The sequence below is a fragment of the Klebsiella sp. RC2 genome, assembly GCF_014192815.1.
Taxonomy (GTDB): Bacteria; Pseudomonadota; Gammaproteobacteria; order Enterobacterales; family Enterobacteriaceae; genus Klebsiella; species Klebsiella variicola.
Window position 1 is genome coordinate 609,298 of sequence record NZ_JACHYL010000001.1, and the last position, 20,703, is coordinate 630,000.

The 20,703-nt window shown below is 59.5% G+C and carries 17 protein-coding genes; 6 read left to right on the forward strand and 11 right to left on the reverse strand.

What is annotated here, in order from left to right; all coding sequences use genetic code 11:
• The first annotated feature begins 1 nt into the window (after nucleotide 1).
• The 5 genes from FHW76_RS02875 to yegS all read left to right on the forward strand — a co-directional run bounded on the left by FHW76_RS02875 (nucleotide 2) and on the right by yegS (nucleotide 6,454).
• Nucleotides 2–1,417 carry an MFS transporter gene (locus FHW76_RS02875; RefSeq protein ID WP_032740107.1) on the forward strand — a complete coding sequence of 472 codons (1,416 nt, stop codon included), beginning with the start codon at nucleotides 2–4 and terminating at the stop codon, nucleotides 1,415–1,417.
• Nucleotides 1,414–2,916 (forward strand): two-component system sensor histidine kinase BaeS, encoded by a 1,503-nt coding sequence (gene baeS / locus FHW76_RS02880; RefSeq protein WP_008804077.1) that lies wholly within the window; start codon nucleotides 1,414–1,416, stop codon nucleotides 2,914–2,916. Before FHW76_RS02875 ends, baeS begins: the two co-directional genes overlap by 4 nt.
• Nucleotides 2,913–3,635: a two-component system response regulator BaeR gene (baeR, locus tag FHW76_RS02885; protein ID WP_004201558.1), complete on the forward strand. Its 723-nt coding sequence runs from the start codon at nucleotides 2,913–2,915 to the stop codon at nucleotides 3,633–3,635. The genes baeS and baeR overlap by 4 nt, the downstream gene beginning before the upstream one ends.
• Nucleotides 3,636–3,953: 318 nt before the next feature.
• Complete coding sequence (yegQ, locus tag FHW76_RS02890) at nucleotides 3,954–5,315, forward strand: tRNA 5-hydroxyuridine modification protein YegQ (protein WP_008804076.1); 1,362 nt, start codon at nucleotides 3,954–3,956, stop codon at nucleotides 5,313–5,315.
• Between the two features lie 242 nt (nucleotides 5,316–5,557).
• On the forward strand, nucleotides 5,558–6,454 hold the full coding sequence (gene yegS, locus FHW76_RS02895) for a lipid kinase YegS (RefSeq protein WP_008804075.1): 897 nt from the start codon (nucleotides 5,558–5,560) through the stop codon (nucleotides 6,452–6,454).
• 238 nt (nucleotides 6,455–6,692) lie between these two features.
• Here the strand turns inward: yegS and FHW76_RS02900 are convergent, their stop codons facing one another.
• The 10 genes from FHW76_RS02900 to dalD all read right to left on the reverse strand — a co-directional run bounded on the left by FHW76_RS02900 (nucleotide 6,693) and on the right by dalD (nucleotide 18,341).
• Complete coding sequence (locus FHW76_RS02900; RefSeq protein ID WP_023297977.1) at nucleotides 6,693–7,466, reverse strand: ABC transporter ATP-binding protein; 774 nt, start codon at nucleotides 7,464–7,466, stop codon at nucleotides 6,693–6,695.
• 10 nt (nucleotides 7,467–7,476) lie between these two features.
• A complete protein-coding gene (locus tag FHW76_RS02905; RefSeq protein WP_032736203.1) occupies nucleotides 7,477–8,340 on the reverse strand; it encodes an ABC transporter ATP-binding protein in 864 nt (287 codons plus the stop codon).
• Nucleotides 8,312–9,217, reverse strand: coding sequence for an ABC transporter permease (locus FHW76_RS02910; protein ID WP_002912641.1), 906 nt, complete (start codon nucleotides 9,215–9,217; stop codon nucleotides 8,312–8,314). The genes FHW76_RS02905 and FHW76_RS02910 overlap by 29 nt, the downstream gene beginning before the upstream one ends.
• Nucleotides 9,214–10,251, reverse strand: coding sequence for an ABC transporter permease (locus FHW76_RS02915; RefSeq protein WP_023297978.1), 1,038 nt, complete (start codon nucleotides 10,249–10,251; stop codon nucleotides 9,214–9,216). Before FHW76_RS02915 ends, FHW76_RS02910 begins: the two co-directional genes overlap by 4 nt.
• Nucleotides 10,248–11,870, reverse strand: coding sequence for an ABC transporter substrate-binding protein (locus FHW76_RS02920; protein WP_110185122.1), 1,623 nt, complete (start codon nucleotides 11,868–11,870; stop codon nucleotides 10,248–10,250). The genes FHW76_RS02915 and FHW76_RS02920 overlap by 4 nt, the downstream gene beginning before the upstream one ends.
• 119 nt (nucleotides 11,871–11,989) lie before the next feature.
• Complete coding sequence (locus FHW76_RS02925) at nucleotides 11,990–13,144, reverse strand: mandelate racemase family protein (protein ID WP_008804070.1); 1,155 nt, start codon at nucleotides 13,142–13,144, stop codon at nucleotides 11,990–11,992.
• 297 nt (nucleotides 13,145–13,441) lie between these two features.
• A complete protein-coding gene (locus FHW76_RS02930) occupies nucleotides 13,442–14,104 on the reverse strand; it encodes an HAD family phosphatase (RefSeq protein ID WP_148665761.1) in 663 nt (220 codons plus the stop codon).
• 48 nt (nucleotides 14,105–14,152) lie between these two features.
• Nucleotides 14,153–15,430 (reverse strand): D-arabinitol transporter, encoded by a 1,278-nt coding sequence (dalT, locus tag FHW76_RS02935; RefSeq protein ID WP_008804068.1) that lies wholly within the window; start codon nucleotides 15,428–15,430, stop codon nucleotides 14,153–14,155.
• Nucleotides 15,431–15,500: 70 nt separating this feature from the next.
• Entirely contained in the window at nucleotides 15,501–16,964 is a 1,464-nt protein-coding gene (gene xylB, locus FHW76_RS02940; protein ID WP_183476199.1) for a xylulokinase, read from the reverse strand.
• Between the two features lie 9 nt (nucleotides 16,965–16,973).
• Nucleotides 16,974–18,341 carry a D-arabinitol 4-dehydrogenase gene (dalD, locus tag FHW76_RS02945; protein WP_064176415.1) on the reverse strand — a complete coding sequence of 456 codons (1,368 nt, stop codon included), beginning with the start codon at nucleotides 18,339–18,341 and terminating at the stop codon, nucleotides 16,974–16,976.
• A 206-nt stretch (nucleotides 18,342–18,547) separates the two neighbouring features.
• Between dalD and FHW76_RS02950 the strand changes: the two genes are divergently transcribed.
• Complete coding sequence (locus tag FHW76_RS02950; RefSeq protein WP_008804065.1) at nucleotides 18,548–19,489, forward strand: sugar-binding transcriptional regulator; 942 nt, start codon at nucleotides 18,548–18,550, stop codon at nucleotides 19,487–19,489.
• An 81-nt stretch (nucleotides 19,490–19,570) separates the two neighbouring features.
• Here FHW76_RS02950 and fbaB read toward each other — a convergent pair whose 3' ends face one another.
• The gene (gene fbaB / locus FHW76_RS02955; RefSeq protein ID WP_004201578.1) at nucleotides 19,571–20,623 is read right to left on the reverse strand and encodes a class I fructose-bisphosphate aldolase; all 1,053 of its coding nucleotides are present in this window, start codon (nucleotides 20,621–20,623) and stop codon (nucleotides 19,571–19,573) included.
• Nucleotides 20,624–20,703: the final 80 nt, after the last annotated feature.

Genomic DNA, 20,703 nt, shown 5'->3' on the forward strand with positions numbered 1-20,703 from the left:
CATGACAGACCTCCCGGCCAGCGTGCGCTGGCAGCTATGGATAGTGGCGTTCGGCTTCTTTATGCAGTCGCTGGACACCACCATCGTTAACACCGCCCTCCCCTCGATGGCCAAAAGCCTCGGGGAGAGCCCGCTGCATATGCATATGATCATCGTCTCCTATGTCCTGACGGTGGCGGTCATGCTGCCGGCCAGCGGCTGGCTGGCCGACAGGGTCGGGGTGCGCAATATCTTCTTCACCGCCATCGTGCTGTTTACCGCCGGGTCGCTGTTTTGCGCCCAGGCCAGCACCCTTGACCAGCTGGTGATGGCGCGGGTGCTGCAGGGGGTCGGCGGCGCGATGATGGTGCCGGTGGGTCGCCTGACGGTAATGAAGATCGTCCCACGCGATCAGTACATGGCGGCGATGACTTTCGTCACCCTGCCGGGCCAGGTTGGCCCGCTGCTCGGCCCGGCGCTGGGCGGGGTACTGGTGGAGTATGCCTCCTGGCACTGGATCTTCCTCATCAATATCCCGGTGGGGATCGTCGGCGCCATCGCCACCCTCTGCCTGATGCCCAACTACACTCTGCAGACCCGGCGCTTCGATCTCTCCGGCTTTCTGCTGCTGGCCGCCGGGATGGCGACCCTGACCCTGGCGCTGGACGGCCAGAAAGGGCTCGGTATATCGTCACGCTGGCTGGCGGGGCTGGTGGCCGTCGGCCTCGCCGCCCTGCTGCTGTACCTGTGGCACGCCCGCGGTAACGCCCGAGCGCTGTTCAGCCTCAACCTGTTTCGTAACCGCACCTTCTCCCTCGGCCTCGGCGGCAGCTTCGCCGGACGCATCGGCAGCGGCATGCTGCCGTTTATGACTCCGGTGTTTCTGCAGATTGGCCTCGGCTTCTCCCCCTTTCACGCCGGGCTGATGATGATCCCGATGGTGCTCGGCAGCATGGGCATGAAGCGGATCGTGGTCCAGGTGGTCAACCGCTTTGGCTACCGCCGCGTACTGGTCGCCAGCACCCTGGGCCTGGCGGCGGTCAGTCTGCTGTTTATGTTTAGCGCCCTGGCCGGCTGGTATTACGCGTTGCCGCTGGTCCTGTTTCTGCAGGGGATGATCAACTCCAGCCGCTTCTCCTCAATGAATACCCTGACGCTGAAAGATCTCCCGGACGATCTGGCCAGCAGCGGCAACAGCCTGCTGTCGATGGTGATGCAGCTGTCGATGAGTATCGGCGTGACCATCGCCGGGCTGCTGCTGGGGCTGTATGGCCAGCAGCATATGAGCCTCGACGCCGCCAGCACCCATCAGGTCTTTCTCTATACCTATCTGAGCATGGCGGCGATCATCGCCCTCCCGGCGCTCATCTTTTCCCGGGTACCGGATGACGTCGGCAGCAATACCGTCATCCGTCGACGCAACAGGAGTGGATCGTGAAATTTTGGCGCCCGGGCATTACCGGTAAGCTGTTCCTCGCTATTTTCGCCACCTGCATCGTGCTGCTGATCAGCATGCACTGGGCGGTGCGTATCAGTTTCGAACGTGGGTTTATCGACTACATCAAGCGCGGTAATGAGCAGCGGTTAACCATGCTCAGCGACGCGCTGAGTGAGCAGTATGCCCAGCACGGCAGCTGGGCGTTTCTGCGCAACAACGACCGCTTTATCTTCCAGCTGCTGCGCACCTTCGAACGGGATAACGACGACCGTTCGCCGCCGGGACACGGCATGAAGCCGGGTCCGATGGAGGGTCAGGGGCCGGATGGGCCGCCGCCGGATGGGCCGCCAGACGGCTCCAGCGACACCCCGCCGCCGAGGCCGGAAATGCCGCCCCACGGCTGGCGCACCATGTTCTGGGTGGTCGATCAGTCGGGCCGCGTGCTGGTGGGACCCCGTGAGCGCGTACCGGAGGACGGCACCCAGCGCAGCATTGTGGTCAACGGCGTGGAGGTAGGCAAGGTGATCGCCTCGCCGGTAGAGCGGCTGACCCGCAATACCGATATTAACTTCGACCGGCAGCAAAAGCGCACCAGCTGGCTGATTGTCGCCCTTGCCACCCTGCTTGCCGCGCTGGCCACTTTCCCGCTGGCCCGCGGCCTGCTGGCGCCGGTGAAGCGGCTGGTGGAAGGCACCCATAAGCTGGCGGCGGGCGACTTTTCCACCCGCGTGACGGTGACCGGCGGCGACGAGCTCGGCCGCCTGGCGCAGGATTTCAACCAGCTCGCCAGCACCCTGGAGCGCAACCAGCAGATGCGTCGCGATCTGATGGCCGATATCTCCCATGAGCTGCGCACTCCGCTGGCAGTGCTGCGCGGCGAGCTGGAGGCGATTCAGGACGGGGTCCGGCGTTTCACTCCCGAGTCCATCCCCTCCCTGCAGGCCGAGGTGGCTACCCTCACCAAGCTGGTAGACGACCTCCATCAGCTGTCGATGTCCGATGAGGGGGCGCTGGCCTACCAGAAAACGTCGCTGGATATCATCACCCTGCTGGAGGTTGCCGCGGGCGCTTTTCGCGAGCGCTTCGCCAGCCGGCAGCTGAGCATTCAGGTGTCGCTCCCCGAGCAGGCGATGATCTTCGGCGACCGCGACCGCCTGATGCAGCTCTTCAACAATCTGCTGGAGAACAGCCTGCGCTATACCGACAGCGGCGGCAGCCTGCACATCACCGCCCGCCGCAGCGGCCGGATGCTGGTGATTGACTTCGCCGACAGCGCCCCCGGCGTCAGCGATGAGCAGCTGGCCCGCCTGTGCGAACGCTTTTACCGGGCGGAAGGATCGCGCAATCGCGCCAGCGGCGGCTCCGGCCTCGGACTGGCGATTTGCCTCAACATTGTCGCGGCCCACGGCGGCACCCTGCGTGCCGACCATTCGCCTTTTGGCGGGGTTAGCATTAAAGTTGAGTTACCTCTGGAACATGATTTACCGAGAGACGTATGACTGAATTGCCTGTAGATGAAAACACCCCACGCATTCTTATCGTGGAAGATGAACCGAAGCTCGGCCAGCTGCTGATTGATTATCTGCAAGCCGCCGGCTATGCGCCTACGCTGATTAACCACGGTGACAAGGTCCTGCCCTACGTTCGGCAGACGCCGCCGCACCTGATCCTGCTGGACCTGATGCTGCCCGGCACCGACGGTTTAACGCTGTGCCGGGAAATTCGCCGCTTCTCCGACGTTCCGGTGGTGATGGTGACGGCGAAAATCGAAGAGATCGACCGTCTGCTGGGGCTGGAAATTGGCGCCGACGACTATATCTGCAAGCCCTACAGCCCGCGGGAAGTGGTCGCCCGGGTGAAAACCATTCTTCGCCGCTGCAAGCCGCAGCGCGATCTGCAGGCGCTGGACGCCCAGAGCCCGCTGATTGTCGACGAAGGTCGTTTTCAGGCCTCCTGGCGCGACAAGCTGCTGGACCTCACTCCCGCCGAGTTCCGGCTGCTGAAAACCCTCTCCCAGGAGCCGGGCAAGGTCTTCTCCCGCGAACAGTTGCTCAACCATCTGTATGACGATTATCGGGTAGTCACCGACCGCACCATCGACAGCCACATCAAAAACCTGCGGCGCAAGCTGGAGGCGCTGGACGCCGAGCAGTCGTTTATTCGCGCGGTGTATGGCGTTGGCTACCGCTGGGAAGCGGACGCCTGTCGACTGGCGTAGTTAGCCTTTTCCCGGCTCGCGCTGCGCTTAGCCGGGCTACACGTTCACCGCCCTCTGCACACCGTAGCCCGGGTAAGGCGTTTACGCCGCAACCCGGGGAACGCCATAGAGCCTATCCCACCAGGCGTTATGAGTGCTGTCAGTGTGAGCACTGCCCAGGTTCAAAATGGCAAACAAATTAGCCATACTGAAAGATACCCATCTGATATTTACTCCCCTTCGCCGCAGCGCTACAATGCCCGCCCTTAATGTGGGGACACTCCCCAACTCGCCGCACCAGGTGCGGCGAATCTGACCTGTCATCAGAACGAGAACACCATGTTTAAACCAGAACTCCTCTCCCCGGCGGGAACGCTGAAGAATATGCGTTACGCTTTCGCCTATGGCGCCGATGCCGTTTATGCCGGCCAGCCGCGCTACTCGCTGCGCGTGCGTAACAACGAATTCAATCACGAAAATCTGCAGCTCGGCATCAATGAAGCCCACGCGCTGGGTAAAAAATTCTATGTGGTGGTCAACATCGCCCCGCATAACGCCAAGCTGAAAACGTTTATTCGCGATCTGAAGCCGGTGGTGGAGATGGGGCCGGACGCGCTGATCATGTCCGATCCGGGTTTAATCATGCTGGTGCGGGAACACTTCCCGGAGATGCCGATCCATCTTTCAGTGCAGGCCAACGCTGTCAACTGGGCGACGGTCAAATTCTGGCAGCAGATGGGGCTCACCCGCGTGATCCTGTCGCGTGAACTGTCGCTGGATGAAATCGAAGAGATTCGCCGCCAGGTGCCGGAGATGGAGATTGAGATTTTCGTCCACGGCGCGCTGTGCATGGCCTACTCCGGCCGCTGCCTGCTCTCCGGGTATATCAACAAGCGCGACCCGAACCAGGGGACCTGCACCAACGCCTGCCGCTGGGAATACAACGTGGCGGAAGGCAAAGAGGACGACGTCGGTAACATCGTCCACAAATATGAGCCGATCCCGGTGCAGACCGTGGAGCCCACCCTCGGCATCGGCGCGCCGACCGATAAAGTCTTTATGATTGAGGAAGCCAAACGTCCGGGCGAGTACATGACCGCCTTTGAGGACGAGCACGGCACCTACATCATGAACTCGAAAGATCTGCGGGCTATCGCCCACGTTGAGCGTCTGACCCAGATGGGCGTTCACTCGCTGAAGATCGAAGGCCGTACCAAATCCTTCTACTACTGCGCGCGTACCGCCCAGGTTTACCGCAAGGCCATCGACGATGCCGCCGCCGGCAAACCGTTTGATACCAGCCTGCTGGAGACCCTGGAAGGACTGGCCCACCGCGGGTACACCGAAGGCTTCCTGCGCCGCCATACCCATGACGATTACCAGAACTATGAGTACGGCTACTCCCTCTCCGAGCGCCAGCAGTTTGTCGGCGAATTCACCGGGGAGCGTAACGGCCCGCTGGCGGCCGTGGCGGTCAAAAATAAGTTCAGCGTCGGGGACAGCCTCGAGCTGATGACCCCGCAAGGTAACGTCAACTTCACCCTCGAGCATATGGAAAATGGCAAAGGCGAAGCCATGCCGGTGGCCCCGGGCGACGGCTATACCGTATGGTTGCCTGTGCCGGACGACCTGCCCCTGCAGTATGCGCTACTGATGCGCAACTTCACTGGTCAGACAACCAGAAATCCGCACGGTAACTAGTTAATTTGCGTTATTTTTTCATGATGTAAGGATATTAGAATCGGATCACATACCGTTTCGATCGAAACAGGTATCATCCATTTCGCTGAAAAACATAACCCATAAATGCTAGTTGTACCAGGAACCACCTCCTTAGCCTGCGTAATCTCCCTTACGCGGGCTTATTTTTTTGCCTCTCCTCCGGTCTTCGCTTGCGTCATGCGGTACACTTTATGCAACATTAAGCAATAAAGGTTCCCTTGATGATGTCTACGTTTCCTGCCAGCTTACTGATCCTTAACGGCAAAGGTGCCAATGAACCGCAGTTACGCGAGGCGGTTAACCTGTTACGCGACGAAGGGATCGATATTCACGTCCGCGTCACCTGGGAAAAGGGCGATGCCGTGCGGTTTATCGATGAAGCCCTGCAGCTGAACGTTGAAACGGTGATCGCCGGCGGCGGCGACGGCACCATTAATGAAGTGGCGACCGCGCTGGTGGAGCGCGGTAGCAAGATGGCGCTGGGGATTTTACCGCTGGGCACGGCCAACGACTTTGCCACCAGCGTCGGCATTCCGCAGGATCTGGCCAGCGCCCTCAAGCTGGCGATCGTCGGCCGCGATGTGCCGATAGATATCGCCCGGGTGAATGATAAAACCGGCTTTATTAATATGGCGACCGGCGGGTTCGGCACCCGAATCACCACCGAAACGCCGGAAAAACTCAAAGCCGCGCTCGGCGGTGTCTCTTATTTAATCCATGGCCTGATGCGTATGGATACCCTGAAGCCGGACCGCTGCGAGATCCGCGGAGAGAACTTTCACTGGCAGGGCGATGCGCTGGTCATTGGCATCGGCAACGGCCGCCAGGCCGGCGGCGGCCAGCAGTTGTGCCCGGAGGCGTTGATTAACGATGGCCTGCTGCATCTGCGCATTTTCACCGGCGAAGAGCTGATCCCTGCCCTGTTCAGCACCCTGGCGAATCCGGAAAACTCGCCGAATATTGTTGACGGTGTCTCCTCATGGTTTGAGATCACCGCCCCCCATGAGATGACCTTTAACCTCGACGGCGAGCCGCTCAGCGGCAAAACCTTCCGCATGGAGCTGTTACCGGCGGCCCTGCGCTGCCGGCTGCCGCCCGACTGCCCGCTGCTACGTTGATCAGGCTTCGCAAAGCAAAGACGGCGCCCGGCTGGTATACAGCAGCCGGGTTCGTTGATTGAGCCTCTGAATGTTAAGGTAAAACGGCACCTGCGGCTGCAGGAAAAACCTGGGCAGGATATCGATCCAAACACCGCACTTACATTAATAGACGATACTTATAACTACAAACTCTACAATATCAAATAATTACCCATTAAAATGGGCGCATCTGCCGTGAGACAATGCGCCATCAAGCTTAGTACTCCGCCACCTCGCGCGCCATTTCGCGCGTATATTGCCGACTGGCGTTAACCAGCATCTGCGTATAGGCCGTCCGCGCCTCGCCGCTGACCAACGCATCGACCGTCAGGGTTTCGAGGATCTTCCCGTACTGCATCACCGCCACTTTCTGGCATAAGTGGGCAATAACCCCGAGATCGTGGGTGACCATCAGGTAAGTGAGCTTCGCCTCCCGCTGCAATTCCGCCAGCAGGTTAAGGATCTCAGCCTGCACCGACACATCCAGCGCCGACGTCGGCTCATCCAGCAGCAGCACCTGTGGCTCAAGAATCAGCGCTCTGGCTATCGCCACGCGCTGCCGCTGCCCGCCGGAGAGCTGATGCGGATAGCGCTCACGAAAAGCGCGGTTGAGGCCAACTTTATCCAGCAGCGCATTGATCCGCCGGTCGCGGTCGTTGATACGATGGATCTGCAGCGGCTCTTCGAGGATATCGCCAATGGTGTGACGGGGATGCAGCGATCCGTAGGGGTCCTGAAATACCATCTGCACCTGACGGCAGCGCTCGCGGCTAATTTCATGCCCTAAGGGCTGAGCATCGATGGTCAGTTCCCCCTGCCAGTGGGTAAACAGCCCCGCCAGGCACTTGAGCACCGTCGTTTTACCGGATCCGGACTCTCCTACCAGACCGTAGATCTCGCCGGGCTTAACGTGGAAACTGACGTCATACAGCACCTGGTTACGCTTCTCCCCCTCGCCAAACGTGAGGTTGAGATGTTGAACTTCAATCATTATCCGCTCCTTAATCCGTTAACCAGCTGGCCTGACGCTGCAGCACCGGCAGTATCGGGCGACGATGCTGCATATCCGGCAGCGAGTTAATCAATCCCTGAGTGTAGGGGTGACGGGCGTTATCGAGATCTTTAGCGGCGATGGACTCCACTACCCGTCCGGCGTACATCACCAGTACGCGGTCGCAGAAGCTGCGCACCAGGTTGATATCGTGGCTGATAAAAATCAGCCCCAGCCCGCGCGACTGAACCAGGTCATCCAGCAGGCCCAGCACCTGCAGGCGCACCGACACGTCCAGCGCGGAGGTGGGCTCATCGGCAATGATCAGTTCCGGGTCGGTAATCAGCATCATGGCGATCATGATGCGCTGCCCCTGTCCGCCGGATATTTCATGCGGATAAAGCTGATAAACGCGCTCCGGCTGGCGAATACGCACCACCTCCAGCATCTCCAGTGCCCTGGCTTTCGCCTCATCTTTGCGCCCGGGATGATGAGTAAGCCAGGCCTCGGCGATTTGCTTACCCACGCAGACCACCGGATTAAGCGAATATTTCGGGTCCTGCATAATCATAGAGATACGTTTGCCGCGTACGCCGCGCATCTGCGCTTCGCTAAGATGCTGCAGATCGAGGTCGGCAAACTGCATCCGGCTGGCGCTGACGCGGGCCTTTTTCGGATGCAGCTGCAGCAGCGCGCGCCCAACGGTGGACTTACCCGAACCGGACTCGCCGACAATGGCCAGCTTCTCATGCCCCAGCTGGAAGGAGACGCCGCGCACGGCGTGGGTCACCGCGCTACCGTTAACAAAGTCGACGCACAAATCGCGCACGTCGAGCAGCGGAGCATTATTCACTGCGGGGATCGAGGATGTCACGTAGGCCATCTCCTAAGAAGTTGAACGCTAAGCTATTGATCAGAATCGCCAGCCCCGGAATGGTTACGACCCACCAGCACTCCATCATATAAGTGCGCCCGCTGGAGATCATCGCTCCCCACTCCGGCTCTGGCGGCTGCGCGCCGAGGCCGAGAAAGCCGAGGCCGGCCGCGGTCAGAATGATCCCGGCCATATTCATGGTGATACGGATAATGACCGAGGGCAGACACAGCGGCACGATATGGCGCCAGAGGACGCGGGCCGATGAAGCGCCCTGCAGACGCACGGCGGAGATAAAATCTGCCTGGCGCAGAGAGAGCGTTTCGGCGCGCGCCAGACGGGCTATCGGCGGCCAGGCGGTCAGCGTGATGGCGATAACCACGTGCTCCAGCCCCGGTCCTAAAGCGGCGACAAACGCCAGCGCCAGGACCAGACTCGGGAAGGAGATGAAAATATCGGTGACGCGCATCAGCACCATATCGACTTTACCGCCGAAATAGCCGGCGCTGACGCCCAGCAGCAGCCCGAGCGGACCGACGGTCACCGAGACCAGCAGCACGATATAGAGCGTGATGCGGGAGCCGTACACCAGGCGACTAAAGATATCCCGGCCAAACTCATCGGTGCCGAACCAGTGCTGTGCATTCGGCGCGACCAGCGCACTATTCAGGTCCTGTACCAGCGGGTTATAAGGCGCAATCAGCGGCGCGAAAATCGCCACCACCAGCAGCAGAAAGATAATGCCTCCGCCGATGGCCGTGAGCGGATTGCGCGCCATTTTGCCGATAAACCCGACGGCCCGCGCCGCCGCGCGTTGCAGCCGCTGACGGCCTTCGCCCGCACCGCCCGAAAGCGGCGAATCCAGAGAAACGGTCATGATTTTGTCCTCGGGTCAAAGAATTGATACAGCAGGTCGGAGAGCAGGTTGAGCATCACGAAGATCACGCCCACCAGCAGCACGCAGCCCATCACCGCATTCATATCGCCCAGCAGCAGGCTACCGGTAAGGTAGGAGCCGAAACCCGGCCATGAGAAGACGGTTTCAATCAGCACCGCGCCTTCCAGCAGCGCGCCGTAGGCCAGCGCCACCACCGTCAGCAGCTGCACGAGGATGTTACGAAACGCATGGTTCCAGATAACCTGACGCTCGGTCAGCCCTTTCACCCGCGCGGTAATAATGAACTCCTGCGACAGCTGGGCCAGCATAAAGCTGCGGGTCATACGGCTGATATAAGCCAGCGAGTGAAAACCCAGCAGCGAGGCGGGAAGAATCAGATGATTAATGGCGTTCCAGAACACCTGGCCGTTGCCAGCCAGCAGCGCATCAACGGTCATCAGGCCGGTGCGGCGCGGCACCACACCATCCAGCCCGAGATCTACCCTCCCGGCGCCGCCTACCCAGCCAAGCCAGGCATAGAACACCAGCAGTCCCATCATTCCGACCCAGAAGATCGGCGTCGAGTAGCCCGCCAGGCTGATAATGCGTACCACATAATCGGAGACGCTATTGCGCCGCGCCGCCGCCAACACGCCCAGCGGAATACCAAGACCCGCGCCGACAATAATCGCCATCGTTGCCAGCTCCATGGTGGCCGGGAAGACGCGGATAATATCGTCCACCACCGGTTTCCCGGTCAGCAGCGCGTTGCCCAGATCGCCGTGCAACAGGTTGACGAAATAGATGCCAAACTGGGTGGTCAGCGATTTATCAAACCCCAGCTGCTGGTAAACCTGCTGATAGGTGCTCTGGTCAGCATCCGGGCCGACAATCGCCAGCACCGGGTCGATGGGCATGACGCGGCCAATGGTAAAGGTCAGCAGCAGCAGGCCGAACAGTGTAATCACCACCTGCAGCAGCCGTTTTGATAAGCGCCGGCCGCGTGAGCCGGGCGTAAGGATTGCGGTACTCATCCTTTCTCTCCTTCGCGGACTTTATAGACGTCACGCAGAAAAGTGGTGGCGGAGGGGTGCGGCTGATACTCCCGTACCTCGTTGCGCACGACGACCGAATCAACCATCTGCGAAAGCGGAATTAAAGCCGGAACCAGCTGGTCGTAGCGTGCCTGGATGGCCTGGTAGTCAGCCACCTGTTTTTGCGGATCGCGTTCCAGCAGGGCCTGGTCAATCATCGTATTAAGCTGCGGGTCGTAAAAACCGGTACGCCAGCCCTGGAAGTTGGTCAGGCGCGCCTTATCGCTGTTATCCGGGTTATAGACCAGCGCGCGCAGGCTGGAGTGCGGATGCGGCTCCATCCCGCTGCCGCCGCGTCCCACCAGCAGATCAAATTTACGCTCGCGCATCGCGCCGTAGATCTGGTTACCAGTGCCGGTGATGATTTTGGCGTTAATCCCCGCCTGCATCAGCGTCGACTGCACGGCGATAGCGATGTTAAGAAATGGCTGATCGGAGAGTACCCGCAGCGTGGTATCAAAGCCGTTGGGATATCCCGCTTCCGCCAGCAGCTTTTTCGCCCGCGGCACGTCCAGCTTATAGCCAGGGTCGGGCAGCGTGGATGGCATGCCCGCCTTAATCGGCCGCTGGTGCAGCACGCCGTAGCCCGGCATCAGCGCTTTATTGATACCTTGATAATCAATCAGATAGCGCACCGCCTCGCGCACTTTCGGATTGGCGAAGTGCGCCTCTTTCATGCTCATCGCCACGTAGTACATGGTGCCGCGCTGCACCGCATCGACGGTCAGCTGCGGGTCGCTGCGCAGGGCGTTGATATCGGAAACCGCCATGTTGTTGGCAATATCGAGGTCGCCTTTTTCGATCATCAGGCGCAGAGTTTGCGACTCCTGGAAATGGCGCAGCACCACGCGGCTCATTTTCGCCTCGCCGCGCCAGTAGTCAGGATTACGCTTCATGCGCAGCACCTCTTTTGCCTGCCAGGTTTCCAGCGTAAACGGCCCGGAACCGGCTTCATGGGTGGTTAGCCAGCGGTTTCCCCAATCGTTATCCTGCTGGTGGCTTTGCACCGTTTTACTGTCCAGCACCCCGAGGTTGCCCAGCGCCGCCAGCGAGTAAATCACCAGCTGCGGATCGTTATCTTTGGGTAATACGATTTGCACCGTGAAGCGGTCCGGCGCGCTGACCTGGCTGTCGATATTTTTCTTACTGAAGCCATAGGATTTCCATACCGAGGCCTGGGCCAGGTTGAGGTGCAGGATGCGCCGCATTGACCACACGACGTCGGCAGCGGTCAGCGGGTTGCCGGAGTGAAACTTAACGTCATCGCGCAGATGAAAGGTCAGGGTTTTGCCGTCGGGGCTGATATCCCAGGATTTCGCCAGCGCGGGCTTAACGGTGGTGAGCTGCTCAGGGTCAAGCTCCACCAGCGAGTCGTAGAGGTTGACCACGATCCCCACCACTTCGTTACCGGTCATCGCCGCCGGGTCAAGGGTGAGCAAGTTATTCATATTCATGCCGATAATGAGCTGATCGGGCGGGGTTTTCGCCACCGCCGCCCCGCTCCCCATCGACATGGCGAGCGCGAGAATACATGCTGCCAGTAAGGAGGTTTTTTTCATATCTCTGTTTGCCTGTACTGTAGGGTACATGTTGCCGGATGGCGGCATTTTCGCCTTATCCGGTCTACCGGGCCGCAGGCTCGATAAGCGCAGCGCCATCGGGCATTTATTTTTTTAAATCAGTCGTGGCTAACGGTATTGGCTTCGATATACGCAAAATTAATGTCTTCGCCGAGGCCCGGACGTTGTGACAAATGCACAAATCCCTGATCATCCATCGGGTCGACAATGCTGTTGAGATAGGCCGCCGGTTCATCGTAGTCGAGGAACGGATGCAGCAGGCCGCGCTCATACCAACGGCAGTTACGGATCGCGCCGACCACCGCCAGGCTTGCCGCGCCGTTGCCGTGGACTTCGCAATCCATGCCGAAAGATTCCGCCAGCGCCGCCACCTTCATGGTCGGGGTAATGCCCCCCACGCCGTTAGCGCCGGCGCGCAGAATGTCGCAGGCTCCGGCTTTCACCCATTCGGCGCGCATGTGGTGCTTGCCGCCGAAGCTCTCCGGCCCGACGATGGGAATCGACAAGTTTTCCGCCAGCCACGCGTAGGAGGACATCGAATCCTCCTCCATCGGCTCTTCAAACCAGGCGAAATTGAGTTTTTCCAGCGCTTTGCCGATCCACAGCGCCTCGGCGCGGCTGTACCAGTGATAGCCATCAATCATCAGGTCAATATCCGGCCCTACCGCTTCGCGCACCGCCGCGCAGGCTTTAATATCCATTTTGGGATTGGGCGCAAAAGAGATTGGCGGCATCCAGGTGTGCAGTTTGATGGCCTTGTAGCCGCGGGCGACCAGCTTTTCGGCAAAGGCGGCATACTCTTCCGGGGTCGACAGGCCGCCCGGTAGATCGTCGCCGCACATGGTGCTACCGTAAGCCGGGACGGTGTCGCGATAGCCGCCAAGCAGCTTGTAGACCGGCATCCTGAGGCTGCGGCCAATCAGGTCCCACAGCGCCTGTTCAACAAACGACAGCGCGCGCTCCGTTAGCTGATGTGCGCTGCCGCGCTGCCAGTGGTTAAGATCCTGCCAGATACGCTCGCGGTTAAAAGGGTCCTGCCCCACCAGCACTTTGCGAAAAAAAGTATTCACCACGAACGGGCGCACGACTTCCGGAGGCGCAAACGAAAAACCCTGCGCCCCATCATCAGCGGTGATGGTCAGCATCGCCATTTTGGCCATGCTTTCAGCCCCCGGATGGGAGTGCCCGGCGCTGTCGGAAACCCGACGAGTGGGATACTGGAAAACGGTGACATTCACAGATTCAATTTTCATGCTCAATCCTTATCACGGCCAAATCCGATCGACAGAGGTAAATCGGCAAAGCGGTTTCACATTATTGAAAATACGTTTCAATATATAATCTAAGCACAATTACGTAGCAGTGCCTCGGACAAACACCGCTAAGCAAGGCCATAAATTTGGGCATTGGCACAACAAGACGTGACTGTTTTCACAAAAGATGAGCGAAATGTGAGGCGGATCGGCATGGAGAAAAAAGGGCGTGAGCGCAGAAAAGAGAGTGACCGACCGTGTACATCCTGGGATTTTCTGCGCTCACGAAAGCGTAAGTTATGCGACCGTCGCTGGCTCGGCGTTAAGCGCTTCCAGTAGTTCAGGTAAGGTTTGATAGCGGCCGACAGCGGCCTGATAGCGCCCCTGTCGGCTATCTTCGGCAACCACCGCCGTTGGAATACCGGCGGCCTGAGCCGCGCAAAAGCCGGTAAAGCTATCCTCAATCACCAGGCACTGGCTGGCGTTGAGATTGAGCTTGCGCAGCGTCGTCAGGTACACCGCCGGGTGCGGTTTGCCGCGTGGTTCATCATCCGCGCTGCAAACCACGTCGAAAAAGTGCCAGAGCGAGAGCTTGTTCAGCACAGCGGCAATAACCTGGCGGGATGATGACGTGGCGAGCGCAATTTGATAGCCCGCCTCGCGAAAATAGCGTAACGCCTCATGCACGCCGTGCATCGGCTCGCCTTCGTTGGCGATCAGGCCGGTAATACGCTGCAATATCGCGGCTTCAAGCCGTTGCGGGTCAAGATCAAGCTGAAAATAGCGGCACCAGGTGTCGGCGATTTCGTCGAGGCGTTTGCCTTTGGTCAGGGTTTCACACTCATCCACGCTCGCCGTTGCCCCCCACTGCGCGAGGGCGTCAATCTGCGCCTGTCGCCACAGCGCCTCGGAATCAATAATCACGCCATCCATGTCAAGAATAACCGCCTGCATACTCATTCGTTCACCTCATTAAGGCTGGCATGAAGCCCATGCCAGCCGCATCACCTAAGAGAATTCAACCTGCTCGCGGGCGGTTGCTTCCTTGTGGGAGAACCCCGGCTGCTCCACGCGGATAAAGGCGCAGAGGAAAAAGGCCACCACGTACAATGCGGTGTAGGCGATCACCACCCCGATGGTGCTGAAGAACGGCAGCAACACCACGGCAATCGCCGGCGCGAGAAAGTTCGACATCCCCGCCGACAGGTTATAGACCGAAATCGCCGCGCCTTTGTGCTTCGGCTCCAGCGCCGGGAACACGGCGGCCAGCGGCACGAAGGCGGCGACAAAGATCCCGAGGGCGATGGCGGGGATCAGCGCCATCGCAAAGCTATGGCCAAAGTGCTGAGGGATGTAGTAAAACGCCAGGCTGGAGAGCGCCATCCCGATGCAGCCGAACCAGCGCACCACCTTCATCCAGCCCAGTTTTTCCCCCAGGATCCCCCACAGCACGTTAGAGAAAATGGTGGTGAAGAAGAAGACTGCCCATACCTGGAGCCATTCTGAAGTGGTGAAGCCCAGCTCATCGACAAACATCATCGGCATAATGACCGCAAAACCGAACAGCGAGAGGGTATTGATAATCCTGACCATGCTCGACAGCAGAATATTGCGGTTGGTATAGAGCAGCGTCGCGGCGCGTCCCAGCTCGGAAAATTTCTGGCGAGTGGTGAGATTCTGCATATGCTGCGGCGTTTGAATATGGCGCAGGGAAGCCAGGGCAATCACGCCCCCGGTGACGCAGAAGGCCAGCGCCAGCCATAAAGTCCCCAGTTCGCCAATGTGCGGAATGGTGAAGCTCGGAATATAGCTGCCGAACACGCCGATGCCGATGGAATAGACCGCCCAGAACCAACCGATGGCCGAGCTGGCATTGTCGCTTTTGACGTTATGGACAATCGCCACGATAAACGAGTAGAGGAACAGCGGATAGGCGAAGCCGCGGATGCCGTAGAAAATCAGGATCAGCGCATAGTTGGCGTGACCGAGGCCGAAAACGAGGAACAGCACGTGGAACACGCACCACAGTACGAAGCCAATCATCATCGTTTTCAGCGGGGTGATAATTTCCGCCACCACGCCGGAAATCCACGCCGACAGCGCGGCGGCCAGGCCGTAGAGGGTAAAGGCAAAGGAGGCCTCCGCCGGAGAGAAGCCGAGCGCTTTGATATAGTGCGACAGAAAGGCTAATTCAAAACCGTCGCCGGTCATAAATACGGCAATGGCGATGTATCCCCAGAGCAGGTTCAGGGGTAAACCGAGCCACTGTTTATTATTGATAGACATAATGACCTCGTTTTCAGGGTACAGGGTGGCCGCTCCGCGATGTGCAACGAAGCGGCTGTTATGATGAAAATCAGTGCTGCCGGTAATTCAGATCGTTTAAATACAGGTCTTTAAACTGTGCGTAGCGTTGCATCAGGGTGTGGTGGCGAACGGGATCCGCACGCCAGGTCTGCCAGACTTCCGGTTTTTCACACACCGCGGCAATCGGTTTGCCCACCGCCAGGCAGGCCAGCCGCGCCGCGCCCAGCGCGCCGCCGGTCTCTCCCCCTTTATGGGTCACCACCGGCATAGCGAGAATGTCGGCCAGCAGTTGGGCCCAGAAAGGACTGCGGGCGCCGCCGCCCACCAGCGAGCACTGCGTGATGGGCGTACCGCTCTCTTTCAACGCCTGCAGGCCGTCGTTGATACCGAAGCTCACCCCTTCCAGCACCGCGTAGCCAAGCTGGGCGCGCAGGCTGGCGTGGGTCATGCCCCAGAACATGCCGCGCGCGTCAGGATCGTTATGCGGGGTACGTTCGCCGGAGAGATAGGGCAAGAAGAACGGGGCGTGGGCTTTCTCCTCCTCGCTGAGTTCGGCAATTTCCGCCAGCAGCGCCACCTCCGTGGTGCCGGTCAGGCGGCAGAACCACTGCAAACAGCTGGCGGCGCTCAGCATGACGCTCATCTGGTGCCACAGGTTCGGCAGCACGTGACAAAACGCATGTACCGCCGACTGCGGCGCCGGACGATAGGCGTCGGTCACCACAAACAGCACCCCGGAGGTGCCGAGCGAAATAAACGCATCCCCCGGCGAGACCGCGCCGACGCCAATGGCGCTAACCGCGTTATCCCCCCCACCCCCGGCCACCACCACCGAGGCGTTCAGCCCCCAGCGCGCCGCCACCTGCGGATCAAGGGTGGCGGAAACCTCGCAGCCTTCGACCAGCGTCGGCATTTGGCTGCGCGACAGGCCGCACTTGTCCAGCAGAGCGTCGGACCAGTCGCGCTTCGCCACGTCCAGCCACAGCGTCCCGGCGGCGTCCGACATGTCGGAGACTTTCTTCCCGGTCATCCGATAGCGCAGATAATCCTTCGGCAGCAGCACCGTGGCGGTGCGCTGAAAGTATTGCGGCTCATGACGGCGCACCCACAGCAGCTTCGGCGCGGTAAAGCCCGGCATCGCCAGGTTGCCCGCCACCTGATGCAGCTCCGGCGCCATCGCCTCCAGCTCGGCGCACTCTGCGGCGCAGCGAGTGTCGTTCCACAGAATGGCCGGACGGATCGTCTCCCCCTTTTCATCCAGCAACACCGCGCCGTGCATCTGTCCGGAGAGGCCAATCGCCTTGATGGCCGGCCAGTGCTGCGCGCATTTTTCCCGCAGCGTGTTCATCAGGTACTCCGTCGCCTCCCACCATAACTCCGGCGATTGTTCTGACCAGTGCGGATGGGGCCGCTGAATACTCAGCGGCGCGCTATGGCTGGCGATAACCTCATAGTTCTCATCAATGACCAGCGCTTTGACTTCCGATGTGCCGAGATCGATACCCAGATACATAGCCACCTCTTATTTAATCAGTGTGTAAACGGCGGCGACTTTCTCGCGCATCAGCGCCAGGAAATCCGCGTTGTTGGCGAGGTCACCAAACAGGGCTTTATCGCGGGCGTAGACAGCCACCGGATCCTGAGCCTCATACATCTCATGCACCGCCTGCGCATCCAGGATGCCGTCCTGGTACTGATACGGCAGCGTTCCCTTATGCCACTGCTCCATAAAGACGAAGAACAGCGCCGGCAGCATGGCGGTCGCCTCAGGGCGGACGCCGCGCTGATAGCACTCCTGCAGCGTGGGGGCGATCATCGCCGGAATTTTCGAGAAGCCGTCGGCGGCGACGCGCTGGTTGGTGTCCTGGATATAGGGATTGGTAAAGCGCTTAAGCACCACATCCCGGTAGGTGGGCAGATCAATGCCGTTATCGCCGAGGCAGGGAATGACATCCTCCGTGACGTAGCGGTCGGCAATGGCGTAGATAGCATCGGTGAGCGTGCTTTCATGAATATACTGCTGGCCAATTAAGGTTCCCGCCCAGGCAATGCAGCTGTGCGACGCGTTCAGAATGCGGATTTTCGCCTCTTCATACGGGATGACCGACTCGACCATCTCCACGCCGACCGCTTCCAGGTTCGGGCGGGCATCACGGAAGTGGTTCTCCACCACCCACTGGATAAAGGTCTCCCCCATCACCGGCGCTTTGTCATCAATCCCGGTTTGCGCTTTGATACGGGCCGGCAGATCGGCCGCTGGACGCGGGGTGATGCGGTCCACCATGGTGTTCGGACAGGTGGTATTGGCCGCCATCCAGTCAATCACCGCCTGTTTGCCGGTGAGCTGCAGGAACTCGACCATGCCGTCGTGGAAACGCTCGCCGTTGTGGCGCACGTTGTCGCAGTTGAGCAGGGTCAGCGGCCCGGCGTCGTCGGCCATGCGCTTCTCCAGGATCCGCGCGAGGGTGCCATAAATGGTTTTGCACTCGCCTTGCAGGTCGGCCTGCAGATCGGGGTTACTGGTTTCCAGCTGATGGCGGGTGTTCAGGTAGTACCCCCCTTCCGTCACAGTAAAGGCGATAACTTTGGTCTGCGGGTTCGCCCCTTCGTCAATCAGCGGCTGCAGCCCGGCCTGCCACGGCAGCAATTTCTGGATAGAAGTGATTTCTTCATATTCGCGCTCCCCTTCCGGGCTGACGGTCTCCAGGACGTAACGTCCTCCCTGCGCCGCCAGCGCCTGCACCACCTGCTCGGCGTCGTTACGAATATTTCCTGCCGCGATGTGCCAGCGCTTATCCCCGGACGCTATCAGACGATGCAGATACCACGCCTGATGCGCGCGATGAAAAGAACCCAAACCGATATGAAGCCATGTGAATTGATTGTTCATGTTCTGTTCTCCTTCAGTTGATGGCGCCACTGTAATTGATCATTTGACCAAAATAAGAGCCACGGATCACAAAAGAACAATTACCCAATTAAATTACAAATGACCAATAAAGAGCAAAAGCTTGCCAGTTATGCCAACCACGGCGAGAATGCGGGTATTCGCCGGGCCAATTGCGAGCCCTGGTCAGCAACTTAGGGCGGGAAACCATGAGTAAAGAAGACGATATCCGGTTGGATCAGAAGGTGCGTGCCGCATGGATGTACTACATCGCCGGTCAGAATCAGAGCGAGATTGCCAGCCAGCTGGGCACCTCCAGACCGGTGGTGCAACGGCTGATCGCCGCCGCGAAAGAAGAAGGGATAGTGTCGATTAATTTGCACCATCCGGTAGCAAACTGCCTCGATTATGCGCAGTTGCTGCAGGAAAAGTATCGATTGATCGAGTGCAATGTGGTCCCCGCCTTTAGCGAAGAAAGCACCCTCGACAGCGTGTCGTTTGGCTGCTATCAGCTGATGGCTCGCTATCTGCAGGATGATAAGGAGAAAATCATCGGCCTGGGCTCGGGCCTGACCCTGAAAAAAGCGCTGCAGCGCATCGATTTTGACAGCCTGAATACCCGCTGCGTGGCGCTGATCAGCGCCATGAACGCCGACGGGCAGTGCAATTATTACGATGACGTGCCCCTGCTGCTGACCCGCAAAATTAAGGCCAAGTACTATCAGTGGCCGGCGCCGCGCTACGCCCAGAGCGCGGAGGAGCATGAGATGTGGTGCACCAACCGCTTATTCCGCAGCGTCTCCGGCGTCGCACAAGAGGCGGACGTGATTTTTGTCGGCATTGGTCCCCTGGGCACGCAAAGTCCGATCTTTAAAGACGGGTTTATCAATCAGGCGCAAATGGATGAGCTGACCGCGCGCGGCGGCATCGGAGAGATCCTCGGACGGTTTATCGATGCGGAAGGCCACGTGGTAGACAGCGAGATCAACCGCATGATCACCAGCTATGATATCCGTCAGAACCACTGCCCGCGTATTGCCGCGGCCTGTGGAGAATACAAACGACCGGCGATCCTGGCGGCCCTTAAAGGCGGCTGGATCAATGGTCTGGTGACCGATGAACATACCGCCCGCTGGCTGCTGACGCGGTAACGGCGCGGCCTGAAGGCGCATACACAACGGTAACCCCGGTGCGCGTCGCGCCACCGGGGATCCCAACGATACTCGTGCTTATCAGGCGATAGTCACTTTCCCGTCAAGGTAGACGTCCTGCACGGCATTGATCAGCTTCACGCCGTCAGCCATCGATTTCTTAAACGCTTTGCGACCAAGGATCAGCCCCATACCGCCGGCGCGTTTATTGATCACCGCTGTGCGCACCGCGTCGGCAAGGTCGGTCTCCCCGCCCGCCGCGCCGCCGGAGTTAATCAGCCCGGCGCGGCCCATATAGCAGTTGGCCAGCTGGTAGCGCACCAGATCGATGGGGTTATCGCTGGTCAGTTTGCTGTACACCCGGTCGTCGGTATAGCCGAAGTTAACCGCTTTGTAGCCGCCGTTATTCTCCGCCATTTTTTGCTTAACGATATCGGCGCCGATGGTGGCCGCCAGGTGGTTGGCCTGACCGGTCAGGTCCGCGGAGACATGATAGTCGACACCGTCTTTCTTGAACGCCGAATTGCGCAGATAGGCCCACAGCACGGTGACCAGGCCCAGCTCATGGGCCCGCTCAAAGGCGGCGGAAATCTCTTCTATCTGACGACGCGATTGTTCCGAGCCGAAATAGATCGTCGCTCCCACGGCCACCGCCCCCATATTGAACGCCTGCTCAACGCTGGCGTAGAGGGTCTGGTCGTATTCGGTGGGGTAGCTCAGCGTTTCATTATGGTTGAGCTTCACCAGGAAAGGGATGCGATGCGCGTAGCGGCGCGACACCGAGGCCAGCACGCCGTAGGTCGACGCCACGCAGTTACAGCCGGCTTCGATCGCCAGCTCGACGATATTTTTCGGATCAAAGTACAGCGGGTTGGCGGCGAAGGAGGCGCCCGCCGAGTGCTCCACGCCCTGGTCAACCGGCAGAATGGAAAGGTAGCCGGTTCCCCCCAGGCGTCCGGTATTGTACAGGGTCTGCATATTGCGTAGCACCGCTGGTGGTCGGTTATTATCCACCATCACCCGATCAACATAATCTGCCCCAGGCAGATACAGCTGGTCGGCCGGAATGGTTATACAACGGTGCTGCAACAGGCTCTCGGCATCTTTGCCCAGCAACTGCGTAATATCAGTCATAGCAATCTCCCGTAAGGCCGGCCGAAGCCGGCATGCATTATCCCAACCCAATTTTTTTGGGCAGGTTAAGCCTGGTACCG